Annotated in this window: 11 protein-coding genes and 1 pseudogene; 4 read left to right on the top strand and 8 right to left on the bottom strand. The window is 70.1% G+C overall.

Annotated features, from left to right (window positions below):
- Positions 1–11 precede the first annotated feature (11 nt).
- The 3 genes from ABZX61_RS52080 to ABZX61_RS52070 form a co-directional block, all read right to left on the bottom strand.
- Complete coding sequence (locus ABZX61_RS52080; protein ID WP_355207086.1) at positions 12–890, bottom strand: CoA ester lyase; 879 nt, start codon at positions 888–890, stop codon at positions 12–14.
- Positions 880–2,103, bottom strand: a complete 1,224-nt coding sequence (locus ABZX61_RS52075; RefSeq protein ID WP_355207083.1) for a CoA transferase — start codon at positions 2,101–2,103, stop codon at positions 880–882. The genes ABZX61_RS52080 and ABZX61_RS52075 overlap by 11 nt, the downstream gene beginning before the upstream one ends.
- A gap of 111 nt (positions 2,104–2,214) precedes the next feature.
- A complete protein-coding gene (locus ABZX61_RS52070; protein WP_350730264.1) occupies positions 2,215–3,144 on the bottom strand; it encodes a LysR family transcriptional regulator in 930 nt (309 codons plus the stop codon).
- Positions 3,145–3,293: 149 nt separating this feature from the next.
- Between ABZX61_RS52070 and ABZX61_RS52065 the strand changes: the two genes are divergently transcribed.
- The 4 genes and pseudogenes from ABZX61_RS52065 to ABZX61_RS52050 all read left to right on the top strand — a co-directional run bounded on the left by ABZX61_RS52065 (position 3,294) and on the right by ABZX61_RS52050 (position 8,314).
- Positions 3,294–4,598: a citrate:proton symporter gene (locus ABZX61_RS52065; RefSeq protein WP_355207079.1), complete on the top strand. Its 1,305-nt coding sequence runs from the start codon at positions 3,294–3,296 to the stop codon at positions 4,596–4,598.
- Positions 4,599–4,615: 17 nt separating this feature from the next.
- A pseudogene (locus tag ABZX61_RS52060) lies at positions 4,616–6,579 on the top strand (DUF6351 family protein).
- A gap of 173 nt (positions 6,580–6,752) precedes the next feature.
- On the top strand, positions 6,753–7,079 hold the full coding sequence (locus ABZX61_RS52055) for a hypothetical protein (RefSeq protein ID WP_355207367.1): 327 nt from the start codon (positions 6,753–6,755) through the stop codon (positions 7,077–7,079).
- On the top strand, positions 6,986–8,314 hold the full coding sequence (locus ABZX61_RS52050; protein WP_355207357.1) for a CocE/NonD family hydrolase: 1,329 nt from the start codon (positions 6,986–6,988) through the stop codon (positions 8,312–8,314). The genes ABZX61_RS52055 and ABZX61_RS52050 overlap by 94 nt, the downstream gene beginning before the upstream one ends.
- Positions 8,315–8,452: 138 nt before the next feature.
- On the opposite strand, the gene ABZX61_RS52045 is transcribed toward ABZX61_RS52050, so the two are convergent.
- The 5 genes from ABZX61_RS52045 to ABZX61_RS52025 all read right to left on the bottom strand — a co-directional run bounded on the left by ABZX61_RS52045 (position 8,453) and on the right by ABZX61_RS52025 (position 13,248).
- Positions 8,453–9,283, bottom strand: a complete 831-nt coding sequence (locus tag ABZX61_RS52045; protein WP_355207077.1) for a DUF4429 domain-containing protein — start codon at positions 9,281–9,283, stop codon at positions 8,453–8,455.
- A gap of 68 nt (positions 9,284–9,351) precedes the next feature.
- On the bottom strand, positions 9,352–9,750 hold the full coding sequence (locus ABZX61_RS52040) for a PIN domain-containing protein (RefSeq protein WP_355207074.1): 399 nt from the start codon (positions 9,748–9,750) through the stop codon (positions 9,352–9,354).
- A complete protein-coding gene (locus ABZX61_RS52035; RefSeq protein WP_355207071.1) occupies positions 9,747–10,025 on the bottom strand; it encodes a hypothetical protein in 279 nt (92 codons plus the stop codon). Before ABZX61_RS52035 ends, ABZX61_RS52040 begins: the two co-directional genes overlap by 4 nt.
- A gap of 576 nt (positions 10,026–10,601) precedes the next feature.
- On the bottom strand, positions 10,602–10,940 hold the full coding sequence (locus ABZX61_RS52030) for a hypothetical protein (RefSeq protein WP_355207068.1): 339 nt from the start codon (positions 10,938–10,940) through the stop codon (positions 10,602–10,604).
- A 235-nt stretch (positions 10,941–11,175) separates the two neighbouring features.
- Positions 11,176–13,248, bottom strand: coding sequence for a hypothetical protein (locus tag ABZX61_RS52025; protein ID WP_355207066.1), 2,073 nt, complete (start codon positions 13,246–13,248; stop codon positions 11,176–11,178).
- Positions 13,249–13,254: the final 6 nt, after the last annotated feature.

Below are 13,254 nucleotides of genomic sequence, written 5' to 3'. Positions count from 1 at the left end.
CCGCAACCGGTTTATGGGCCGTATCGGTCCAGGACGGCCCGTGCCGTGGCGGCCATGGCCTCGTCCACCATCTCGCCCTCGAACGTCACCGCGCCCGACCCGCCGGCCTGGGCCGCCTCCACCGTCGCGATCAGCCGGGCGTAGCGGGCCAGCTCGTCGGGGGAGGGGGAGAAAGCAGCGTTGATGACGGGGACGTGGGAGGGATGGATGGCCATCATGCCTTCGTAGCCGAGCGAGCGGTTCTGCTCGGCGAAGGAGCGCAGCCCGTCCAGGTCGCCGATGCTCGTCCACAGGCCGGCGACCGGGTTGGGGATCCCGGCGGCGCGCACGTCGAGGAGCACGCGGGAGCGCAGGCCGAGCGTGCTCTCCGGGGTCCAGCGGTAGCCGACGGCGCGGGCGACGTCGCCGCCCGGCGCGGTGACGGCGCCGAGGTAGGCGATCCGGGACGGGGCCGCCATGGCTATGTCGTACGCCGCCCGCAGCGCGGAGGCCGTCTCCAGCAGCGGCACCAGGGCGATGTGCCCCCGAGGCAGGCCGCGTTCGCGCTCGCACCAGGCGAGCAGCCGGTCGGCCAGGCGCACGTCCTCCGGGCCGCTCACCTTGGGCAGCACGACCCCGGTGAGCCGCTCGTGCGCGACGGCCCGTAGTTCCTCGGCCCCCGCCCAGCCGTCCAGCGGGTTGACGCGGACGAACAGGGCCAGATGCCCCGCATATCCGGCCACCGCCGCGGCCACCGCGCGGCGGGCCTGCGACTTGCCGTCGGCGGGGACCGCGTCCTCGAGGTCGAGGATGACCGCGTCGGCCCCGGCCGCCTCCGCCTTGGCCAGCCACTCCGTCCTGGTGCCCGGGACGAAGAGCAGCGAACGGAGCAGGGGACGCTCAGATGACACCGTGCTGCTCCAGCTCCGCCAGCTCCTCCTCGGCGAGCCCCAGCCACTCGTGGTAGACGAGGTGGTTGTCCTGCCCGAGCGCGGGGCCGGTGCGCCAGACCTTCCCTGGCTGCCGGTGGAAGTGGGGGATCACGCCCTGCATGCGCACGGGGCCGAGGTCGGCGTCGTCGATGGTGATGATGTCGCCGCGCTCGGCGTAGACCGGGTCGGCGGCGATGTCGGCGGCGGTGAACACCCGCGAGGCCACCACCTCCGCCCGGGCGAACTCCGCCAGGCACTCGTCCGTGGTCCGCGCGGCCACCCACTCCCGCAGGCCCTTGTCCAGGGTCTCCCGGCCCTCGTGCTGCTGCGCGGACGTGGCGAAGTCCTCGTCGGGCAGGCCGAGGAGGCGGGCCACGTTGCGTACCGAGCGGAGGGTCGCGGACGTCACGGTGATCCACTCGCCGTCACCCGAGCGGTAGGTGTTGATCACCGCGGCGGGCGCGACGGCGAGCTGGTTGCCCGCCCGTTCGGGTACGACGCCGAGCTGGTCGTAGGCGATGATCTGCCACTCGATCAGCCGGTAGAGGGGCTCGAAGAGGGCCAGGTCGATCCACTCGCCGTCGAAGCCGGGGTCGCCCGCGCGGCGGTGGAGGGCGGCGAGCACGGCGTACGCGCCCATCAGCCCGGTGACCGCGTCCCCGTGCGAGAACCCCGTGTGCACGGGCGGCCCGTCGGGGAACCCGGTCAGGTTCACCACCCCGCTCCTGGCCTCGCCCATCTTGCCGAAGCCCGGCTCGTTCGCCCGCGAGGACGTCGCCCCGAACCCCGAGATCTGCAGCAGGATCGCCTTCGGGTTGAGCCGGTGCACGGCCTCCCAGTCCAGCTCCCAGTCGCGCAGCCGCCCGGCCCGCAGGGTGACGATCACGACGTCCGCCCAGGCGACCAGCCGGTGGGCGATCTCGCGTCCGGCGGCGTGGTGCAGGTCGAGGGTGACCGAACGCTTGTTGCGACCGGCGACCTTGAACCACAGGGGCACGCCGTCCCGTACCGGGCCCATCGCGCGGGCGGCGTCGCCGGCGCCGGGGGCCTCCACGTGCACCACGTCCGCACCCTGGTCGGCGAGCATGGAGCCGGCCATCGGCCCGGCCACCACGTGCGCGAACTCCACCACCTTCAGCCCGCGCAGCTGCCCCTGGCCGCTTCCGCCCGTTTCCTGACCCGTGCCTGTCACCCGCGCTCCTTCGCCTCCCGATCCGTTTCATCCTGCCGAGGCGGTGAAATGCGTGTCCAGCACAAGAAACCCATCATTCAATGCGCTTTGCGCATGAATCCCGGGGTGGCCTCAGTCGCGGTTCCAGGAGACGCCCGCGGGCAGGTCCCGCAGCTCGCGGCGGAACCCGTCCAGCAGGTCCAGGAACGCGCTCGTCGCCACCGGCAGCGTGCGGCGGGCCCGGACCACGACGTCCAGCCGGCGGTCCACGACGGGTTCGGCGAGCGGACGGTAGACCAGCCGCCCCGCCCCCATCAGCGGCAGCACCAGCGCGGGCATCGCCGAGACCCCCAGCCCGGCCGTCACCAGCCCGCCCACCGTCGCCACGCTCCCCGCCTCGGCCGCCAGCGTCGGGGCCGCCCCGGCCTGCGCGAACGCCGCGTCCGTGAGCCGCCGCACGCTCGACTCCGGCCCGATCGCGAGGAACGGCTCCCGGGCCAGCTCCTCCCAGGTGATCTCCGGGAGCTCGGTGAGCGGGTGGTCCTCGGGCAGCACGGCGTGGAAGCGGTCCTTGATCAGCGGGCGGTGTTCGAGCTGCTCGGGGGCGGCGCCGACGGTGGAGATCGCGAAGTCGGCGTCCCCCGAGAGCACTCGGCCGAGCACCACCTGCTCCAGGCCGTCCATGATCCGCAACCCGGCCATCGGCCGCCGCAGCCGGAACTCGGAGATCACCCGGGGCAGCAGCACCGCGGCCACCGACGGCAGCGTGGCCACGGCCACCACGCCCGACTCGCCGAGCAGGTAGCGCTCCAGCTCCTTCATGCCCGACCGGTGCGCGGACACGATCTGCTCGGCGACCCGCAGCGTCTCCACCCCGGCCGCCGTCAGCTGCACGTTGCGGGTGTCGCGCTCCAGCAACTGCGCGCCGAGCAGCCGTTCCAGCTCGGCCACCGCGCGGCTGAGCGACGACTGCGACACGTGCATCTCGGCCGCCGCCGCCGTGAAGCTCGCCGCTCTGGCCACGGCGGCGTACGCGGCCAGCAGCCGCAGGTTCGCCTCCATGGCGTGAGCATAGACCCGAACTTTTGCGCAGAACGCATGGATAAATGTTGCTTTGATGCTGGACCTGAGATTTCCTCGCTCGGAAACTCTTCCGTAACACTCCGGCACGTCACCCCCCGCGAGCCGGGCGAGGAAGAAGGCGAACACCGATGCTAGCGGCCCTGGGATTCACCACGATCGTTCTGTTCCTGCTGCTCACCATGACCAAACGCGTGTCGGTCCTGATCGCGCTGGTGCTGATCCCGGTCCTGGCGGCGCTGGCCGGGGGCTTCGGCGGCGAGCTGGGGAAGATGGTCCTCGACGGGCTGACCAAGGTCGCGCCGACCGGCATCATGATCGCGTTCGCGGTCCTGTACTTCAGCCTGATGATCGACGCCGGTCTCTTCGATCCGCTCATCCGCGGCATCCTGCGCGTGGCCAAGGGCGATCCGCTCCGCATCGCCGTCGGCACCGCCGTACTGACCATGTGCGTGGCCCTCGACGGCGACGGCGCCTCGACATTCCTCATCACGGTCTCGGCGCTGCTGCCGGTCTACCGGCGGCTCGGCATGAGCCCGCTCGTCCTGTCGGGCGTCGTCTGCCTGGGCGCCGGAGTCATGAACCTCATCCCCTGGGGCGGGCCCACCGCCCGCGCGATGGCGGCGCTGAAGCTGGACAGCTCCCAGGTGTTCACGCCTGTCCTGCCCGCGATGGCGGCGGGCATCGCGTGGGTGCTGGTGGCGTCGTACCTGATCGGGCTCAAGGAGCGCCGCCGCCTCGGCACGATCCCCACCCCCGAGATGGCTGAAGAGCGGCTGGTCGGCGAGGGCCCCGGCACCCAGCGGGCGCCCGTCCACCCGGCTCTGACCGCCTTCAACCTGGTCCTCACGGTCGCCCTGCTGGTCGGGCTCGTGCTGCAGGTGATGCCGCTGCCGGTGCTGTTCGTGGTCGGGTTCGCGATCGCGCTGCTGGTCAACCACCCGACCTGGGAACGCCAGCAGGAGCTCCTGGAGAAGCACGGCAAGAGCGTCGTCCTGGTCACCACGATGATCTTCGCGGCCGGCGTGTTCACCGGCGTCCTCACCGGCACCAAGATGATCAGCAGCATGGCGTCGGCGTTCGTGAGCGTCATCCCCGACTCCCTCGGCGGGCACCTGCCCGTGCTGGTGGCCCTCACCGGCATGCCGCTCAGCCTGGTCTTCACCCCCGACGCCTACTACTTCGGCGTCCTGCCCGTGCTCGCCGAGACCGTCAGCGGCTTCGGCGGCGCTCCGGCCGAGGTGGCCAGGGCGGCCATCCTCGGCCAGATGACCACCGGGTTCCCGCTGAGCCCGCTCACCGCGTCCACGTTCATCCTGGTCGGGATGAGCGGCGTGCAACTGGGCGAGCACCAGCGCTTCATCTTCAAGTGGGCCTTCGCCACCACCCTCGTGATGACCGTGGTCGCGCTGCTCACGGGCGCGTTCTCCCTCTGACCCCCCCGGAGAGTGACATGACCTGGCGCGAGCTTGCCCTCATACCGGCGCTGGTGGCGCTGCCGCTGTCCCCGCCGCAGCCGGATCTCGACATCCACGTGCTCTCGAACCGGGCCGACCTGGTCTCGGGAGGTGACGCGCTGGTCAGGGTCACCGGCTCCGCACGGGTACGGGTCGAGCTCAACGGCGCCGACGTCACCTCCCGCTTCGCGCCCGGGCCGGACGGCACGCTGACCGGGCTGGTCGACGGCCTCTCGCCCGGCGCGAACGTCCTGATCGTCCGGCCGCCGCGAGGACGGGCCGAGCGGCTGACCATCACCGACCACCCGCCGGGCGGCCCGGTGTTCTCGGGCCCGCAGGTGCGGCCGTGGCAGTGCCAGACCGCCGAGAACGGCCTCGGCCCCGCGCTGAACGACCGGTGCGACGCCGCCCCGGTCCGCAACGAGATCACCCTCGGCAACGGCGTCAAGGCCACCCTCGAACGCGGCACCGTCAACCGCGGGATCTACGACGTGCTCGTGCCGGCAAACTGGAACCACAAGCTGGTGTGGGTGTTCGGGGCGGGCACGGGCCAGCAGTACCGGCAGGGCGTCTCCCGCGGGCTGAGCATGCCGGAGGCGCAGGAGGCGGCCGTCAAGGGGTTCGCGGTGGCGTCGTCCACGATGACCGACAACTCCCTGCACAGCAACGACGTCACCTCCGCCGAGACCGTCATGATGGTCAAGGAGCACGTCGTCGAGACGTACGGCGAGGTCCGCTACACCATCGGCCGCGGCGGCTCGGGCGGGGCGCTCCAGCAGTACCTCGTCGCCGACGCCTACCCGGGCCTGCTGGACGGCCTCCTGCCGACCCAGGACTGGCCGGACCAGATCGTCGGGGCCTACCGCGAGTTCGGCGACTGCGCCGCGCTGGTCCGCGCCATCGACGCCTCGCCGCTGTGGAGCGACCCCGACGGCAGGACCGCCGTCTTCGGGCACGGCGGCACCGGCGTCTGCGCCACCTCCGCGGGCCGCGCCCCCGACTACATGAAGCCCGACGACGGCACGTCCTGCGCGGGCGAGGCGAGCTACGACCCGGCACGCAACCCCGGCGGCGTCCGCTGCACCCTCCAGGACTTCATGATCTCCATTTACGGCGCTCGTCCGCAGGGGTGCGCCGGGGTGCCGTGCGCCCGGCGGCCGTGGGACAACGTCGGCGTCCAGTACGGCCTGACCGCGCTGCGCGACGGCCGCATCAGCCCGAACAGTTCGTCGACCTCAACCAGCGGGTCGGCGGGTTCGACATCGACATGACCTGGACCCCGTCGCGGAGCGAGGCCGACGCCGCGGCCGTCGAGATCGCGCACCGCACCGGACGCGTCGTCTTCGGCCGGGGGCTGGCCCAGGTGCCGATCCTCGTGGTCCGCGGCACCGACAACAACGACTACCACTACCCCTGGCGCAGCCTCGTGCTCCGCAACCGGCTCGACCGGGCCAACGGCCACCACCGCAACCAGGTGCTCTGGACGAACGGCAGCGACGGCTCGCCCCTGGACGTCATGGACCGCTGGCTCGCCGCCGTCGAGGCCGACCGCCGGCCGATCCCGCTGCCCGCCAAGGTCGTACGCCACCGGCCCACCGAGGCCGTGGACGCCTGCTGGATCTCCGGCGCCAAGGTCACCGACCAGGCCGCCTGCGACCAGGCGTACCCGCACAAGGCCGACACCCGGGTCGCGGCCGGCGAGGGCCCGACCAGCGACCTGCTGAAATGCCGCCTCAAGCCGCTGCGGCGGGGGGACTACGACGGCGTCGCGTTCACGGGGGAGCAGTGGGCGCGGCTGCGCTCGGCCTTCCCCGCGGGCGTGTGCGACTACTCCCGCCCCGGAGTCGGCCAGACGGACCCGGCCACGGGCCGCCTCCGGCCGCCGCAGCCCTGGCTCACCTTCACCACCGGCCCCGGCGGCACCCCCCTCGGCCCCCCTCCGTCCTCCCACCCCCTCTAACCCACCCCCTCGCTCTTCCCCCGTCTCCCCTCCACTGCCCCGCAATCCCTTGCCCCAGCCCCCGCTCCGGCCCCAGCCCCAGCCCCCGCTCCGGCCCTTGCCCCAGCCCCAGCCCCAGCCCCCGCCTCCGACCCCGCCTCAGCCCTCTCGCCCGCCGCCTCAGAGGACCGAAGATGAAACCCCTCAAGATCATGGCCGCAATGTCCGCCGCCGCCCTGGGCCTGACCTGCGCCCCCACCCTCCCCGCAGCAGCCGAACCGGCCCCGGAGGCCGCGACCGCCGCCACGTCCCTCCCTCCCGACCGGTCCCTCCCTCCCGACCCGTTCTTCGCCTACGACCGCCCCGCCGAGTACGGCGTCCACCGGGAACGCGTCACCGTACCCCTGCGCGACGGCAGCCACCTGGCCTGCGACCTGCACCGTCCCGCCACCGCCGACGGCACCCCCGCCCCCGGCCGCTTCCCGGCATCGTCTACGACTACAACGCCTACAACCAGCTAGGCCCCCAGGGCCAGGCCGCCGCCTACTTCGTCACCCGGGGCTACGTCGCAGCCATGTGCAACGTCCGGGGCTCAGGCGACTCGCCCGGTTACCTCGACCCCTTCAGCGGCCAGGAGCAGCGCGACAACTACGACCTCATCGAGTGGCTGGCAGCCCAGCCCTGGTCGACGGGCCGGATCGGGCAGACGGGCGTCAGCTACGGCGGGCACTCGTCCCTGCTCGTCGCCGTCAACAAGCCACCCCACCTGGCCGCCATCATCCCCGTGGACGGCATCAGCGACTGGTACGAGAACACCATCTACCGGGGCGGCATCTACTCGGCCAGGATCCGCGACTGGCAGCGCTCCGTAGCCCCCGACACCCTCGTCACGTACGCCCAGCACCCCCTCTACGACGACTTCTGGCGCGAACGCAGCGTCAAGTCCCGCTGGAAGAACCTCGACGTCCCCGTCCTGGAGATCGCCGGCTGGTACGACCGCTACCGCCAGGGCATGGTGGAGAACCTCCAGGCGCGCGAGCGCAACGTCTGGCTGGTGTCCGGCCCCTGGGTGCACGGCTGGCCGGCCGGGCAGCCCGCCGACATCGGCAACGGCGCCTATCTCGCCTGGTGGGACCGCTGGCTGGCCCGCCGCCCCGGCACCCCGCTACCCGCCGCCAGGGTGACCTCCTATGAGGTGCCGGGCACGGGCTGGCAGCAGTTCGACAGCTGGCCCCCTGTCGGAGCGCGGCCGGTGAAGCTCGGCCTCGGGGCGGACAGCACCCTGGCCCCCGACCCCGGCAGGCCCGCCACCCGCACCTTCGAGGTCAACACCGAGCCGGTCGCGGGCGGGCCGGGTCAGCGGCTGTCGTTCGCGACCGGGCCGCTCCAGCGCGACCTGGTTCTTGCGGGGGAGGTCCAAGCCAAGGTACGGGCCTCGTTCACGGCGGCCGGCGGCAACCTCGCGGTCGTGGTGCAGGACGTCGCCCCCGACGGCACGTCCACCCGCATCACCCAGGGCTGGCTGAAGGCGAGCCACCGCTCCGGCCACGAGCGCGCGGTCCCGGTACGCCCCGGCAAGACATACGACCTGGACATCCGCACCTGGCCCACGCACTACCGCGTCGCGGCCGGGCACAGCATCAGCGTCACGGTGTCCAGCGACGACTACCCGGAGATCGACTCCGACGCCCCAGCGGGACAGGTGTCACTGAAGCTCGGCCACGGCGGCTCGACCATCCGCCTGACCACCCTCTGACCCATCGCCCGCCCCCACCCGCCCCCGCGCGTCCCCACCCGTCCTCACCCGGGCTCACATGGGTTCCGGGCCGCACCCGGACTCACATGCGGGCCCGTCCTCACCCGGACTCACATGCGGGCCCGTCCTCACCCGGACTCACATGCGGGACAACAGCTCAGCCTTCTTCGCCTGGAACTCCTCCTCGGAGAGCAGCCCGGCGTCCCGCAGGTCGCCCAGCTTGGCGATCAGCTCGGCCACCTCGGCACCTGACGGCGCCGGGCGCACCTCCGGGGCCGCCGGGACCGGAATCGACGCGAGAACGGCGGCCGCGAAGGGCAGGGACTTGTGCGTCGCCCCCCAACCGAGCCCGAAGACGACAGAGGCCGGATCCTTGTTCGGATCGGGATCCGGCCGCCCCCCGCGAACCCTCAACCGCAGACAGCCGCTCGCCCCCTCCGGCGCGTGCCACTCGACGCTCTCCAGATCCGAGACCGAGAACCGCTGGTCACCCGCGGAGTATTTGGCGGTCGACGCCCCCGACCAGAACCACGTGAACGTGATGGCCTCACCGTCGAACGTCGCCGCCCCGTCCCACCCCTTGAACGAACGGGGCACCGAAGGCGCCTCCACCATGAACCGCGTCACCGGCCCGGACTCGCCGATGGCCGCCCGCAACTCATCCGCGTAATAGTCGGCGAGCGTCTCCCGCCCGGAGGGCAGCACGAGCCGGTAGGGATCGGCCGCCTCCTGGAGCTGCCCGGCCGCCGCGGTCATGACCGGATCGGCACCCCGCCTGGGCACCACGCGCAGCACCACGGTGCCCCTCTTACCGGCCGCCACCGTCACCTCGGCGATCGCCGCATGGGGGATGACACGTTCACCAAGCTCGGAAACGAGTTTGGGGACCTTGGCGCCTTCGGGCCGTATCCGCAGCGCATCCGCCTCGAACACCCAAGCGCAACCCTGGCCCGCCAGGACATCATCCACGAAAACAGGCTAGGCGATCGAGGCCGTATATGGCATTCGTACCGTCGCTGGGCATAACCAGCGAGGCTTCAGACCTTCTCGGCTACTACTCGCGGATGATCGGCCATGAGCAGGCGGATGTCCTCGGCGTCGGAGGTCAGGATCGTCACCTGGCCCGGATGCTGGAGGGCAGTCGCGCACAGCATGGCATCGATGGCGTACTTGTGACCGTGCAACCCCGCGCTCCGCAGCAGAGTGGCGGCGGACTGGGCGACGGCCTGCGTGACAGGCTCCACGCGAAGGCGCGACAGTGTCCACTTCAACGCGACGTCGTTGATCTTTGGGTGAATCACCTCGACCAGCACTGCCGCCGAGGTCACAACCGGAAGGTCCGCGTCCCGGGCCGCCGCCAGCCACTCATGCACCTCCCGATCCCGCTGCACGGCCTTCGCCAAGCCCTCGCTGTCCAGGACCAGGGCACCGCTCACGCGGCGGCCCCTGCCCCGGGGGCATCGCCGGTGAGTCGGGCCCGCTTGGCCGCCACGGCCGCAGGATCGGCAGGGCCGTGAACCTCCTCGAAGTCGGCGATCAGCTCGTCCAGATTGTCTCGCTCGATTTGACGCTGAGCAGCCCTCTCCAGGTATGCGGACACGCCCCGCTTGCCGACCCGCTCGCGGATCGCTTGCAGAGTGCCGGCGGTGAGGGTGACGGAGATGCCGCTGGCGGGGCCATCACCAGGGAAAAAGTCAACGTCGTCAGCCATGGAACCATTATGGCATTGGAAATGCTATACGCGGAACATGCTCGTCGGCGGAAGCCGGGGGAAGTATTACGCCAGTGCACGATCACGCTGTCGTCCGATGCCGACGACCTGAGGAGCCGAGGTTCGGGGCGCGCCGGGTAGGCTGGGCCTATGGCGGCACAGGGAGATGTTCGAAGTCTGTGATCGACTCGGATCGTTCGGCGACTGAAAAGTCTGTGGGATGAACTCGGTGGGCTCGTCGAACGCGGAACCGCAGAAAGTGCTCTTGCTGATGTGGTGAGGCAGCTTCCACCGCCCGCCGGGTGCATCGAACCACGCCTCACCACGAGAGTGCGAACGTCATCGGAAGGTCGGCGGCCCCACCTGGACCGGTGCGGCCAAGCGAAGCTGATCCAGACGGCAGGGTGGGCGTCGGCAGGCCCGCCAAGACGGTCATGGAGCCGGCCCGACGGCGGGCGACACGGTGATGGCGATGTCAGGTGGATGAGCGGCCCAGGGAGAGCCGCGACCCCAGTCAGTCAGCATCGGGCCCTTTCCTTCCTCATATGTGGTCAATCGGTCGGCGTCGGCGATGTGTTAACCGGATGGCAGGGCGCCAAGCTTGCACTTGAACATCTCGGCGAACCGGCGCTGAGCGATCTGCATGAGCTGGACGAGGTCGTGGTCCTGGTCCCGAGCTGGATTTTTCTTAACGTAGATGGTGATGAGCGACTTCTCGTTCCCGCAATGGAACAAGGCGCCAGCCGCACGAAACGGATAGCCCCGGACCTCGTAGTTGTCCATTGATCCTATGCCCAGTTCCCGCGGGAGCTTGACTTGGCTGTTCACCTCCCCGCTCCGCATCCACTTCTCGATGACTTCCTGCTCGGTTGAGCGCTCGTAACTTGTGAGGAGGATGCTCTGCACGTCGTTCATAAGCGCGCAGCTATCCGCAATGGAGCGCTTGCTGGGGCCAGTCGTGTATTGGCCGGTGTAACCGGTCAACTCGGCCACTGCGGCCTGTGGGATGAAATTACACAGATAGGGAGGGCGGTCAGCGACGTCGGGCCGCGCAGGCGAGGGTATAGGAGTTGGGCCGACTGATTTGTTCGCCGTGCACGAGACAGTCGGCAGGACCATGACGGCCAGACAGAGCCACACTGCCTGCCGCCTAGTCATCGTCCCCTGCCTTCTGTTCAGGGCCACCGATGTTGATCTTGAATTCGTCCGCCCCCGTTTTGGCTTTCGTTTGGGCACTCCCGAAGTTGTCGGGCACTCTGGAATGACGGTCCAGCCAGCTCACGAAGTTGTCGTACTCGTATCTGGTCATCCGGTGCGGAGCTTTGACCTGTGGCGGGTCGTTCTCCACGAAAGGTTGCTCTTTCAGGCCGCCACGGTCGTAGTACCCGTGGGCGACAGAGGATGACTCGAGCATCTGTTTCACCATCTGCTCGGCGGCCTTCTGGTCAGACGCAGCCGCACCGAAACCCTTGGCCGTCTTCCCGCCGCCGTGTCCGGCCTGTTCCACCAGCCAGTTTCCGGCCTTCGCGTAGCCGTCCTTGACGAAGTTCTCGTAGATGGTGTCGGCCGCCTTGAGTCCCACTTTGCCCACCTGTCCGGCGAAGGGAATGGGGACGAGGCCGATGCCCTCCTCGACCATTTTCCGGAAGGCCGCGTCTGTGGCGTCGGCCTCCTTGCCTCGGCCGACCAGGGCCAACTTGCGTGCCTCGAGCAGGTGCCCCAGCGCCTTGGAGTCATTCGTGATCACGTTTTGCAGAAAAGTGTTGTCGTGCGCCGCGATCGCCTGGTCGATCCTGCCCCGCATGTGTGCGATCTGCCCGAAGAGCAGGGCCTGATACCCCTTCTCATCGGCGGCCACATCGAGCAGGACAAGATCGATGTCCGGCGGGCTGAATTCGGCGATCGGCCGCCCATCGACGATGCCCGTAAACTCCCCGTCCTTCGCCCGCGCGTAGTTCTTGTAGTACGAGCTGACGATGTCACCGGTGTGCTCCGCGAGGATGCGGCCCATGTTGTCGCGGATGCCGGAGAGGCGATCAAGCTCCGACGGGTTCTGGATCTCGAGCTCTCCGGCGTCGTTGAATGACACATGCGGCTGGACCTCGTCGGCGAGTATTTGCGTGGCCATGACCGCCAGCCGCTTGGAGTCGGCGTCGGCGCCCTTCATCGCCGCCTCCATGGCCTCCCCCAGCGATTCGCCGCGATCGCCCATCTCCCACTGCGGCCGGCGGTCGCTCATCAGATACTTCAGCAAGTCCTTGTTGTCGAGCAGCGCCTGCGCGCGCTCTCGCGACGTGCTCGCAACGGTCATCAACGCGGCGATCGGATCGGCGGCGCCGATGACGTCGGAATCCTGGAACGGCCGCGTGTCGATGGGCGCGGGCAGGTTGTAGACGTCGGTGTCCTTCGGCAGGAACCGCGTGCGATGCTCTTTCAGGTAGTCGCGGTCCCACCGGATCATGTCCTGGCCGATGGTCCTCATGAACCACTCGCTGTACGCCTCTTTCGGCGCCGCCGCGAGGATCTGGCCGAGTGACCAATATCCGGGGTTCGTCAGCCCGCCCATGTCAGGAGCCGCGATCTCCGTGCGCCCCTGCCGCTTGAACTCCTCGATGAACTTCCGGTTGAGATGCGCGTTCTTTGTCGGGTCGGTGGCTGCGGCGAGGGCCTTGCTCAGCATGGACAGCACGTCGCGATTCTGCCGCCGGATGGCCGCCGCCGAATCGCGATCGGCGTCGAGCGCCTTGCGTACCCGTGTTCCCATGGTGGCGGGTAGCGCCAAGAGACCCTGCGGGCCGAGTTGTTCGATGAGGGCGGTGGCGAACTGCGGGTCGGACAGTCGCCCCTTGAAGGCGGCGAGCTTTTCCAGCGCGCCCGCGTCCCCGCGCGCGGCGGCTGCGAACAGCGGGGCCGCCTGTGCCGCCTCGGCACGTACCCTGGCCGGGATTATCCTCGACTCGTCGATCTGCGCCATCCCGGCAGGGACGACCGCACCGGCGAGCGGGTTGCCGAACACGTCCACGTCGACTTTCTCGGCCTCGTACGCGAGATCGCGCCGCCGGTAGAGGTCGGGGGCCTGCTCGGTCAGCCACTGCCCGATCCGGGCGATCGCCGCCACTCCCGGGTGGGTGAGCTCGACCTCGTTCAGAATCGCCCGGAGCTGCGCCGCGCATTCGGCCAGGCCTTTTCCCGCATTCTGCACGCCGGAGCCGAGCTGGTGCATTTCTCT

The sequence above is a fragment of the Nonomuraea sp. NPDC003709 genome (genome assembly GCF_040610775.1).
GTDB classification, from domain to species: Bacteria; Actinomycetota; Actinomycetes; order Streptosporangiales; family Streptosporangiaceae; genus Nonomuraea; species Nonomuraea angiospora_A.
The sequence above is the reverse complement of the archived record's forward strand: the minus strand, read 5'-3'. Positions and strand labels throughout refer to the sequence as shown.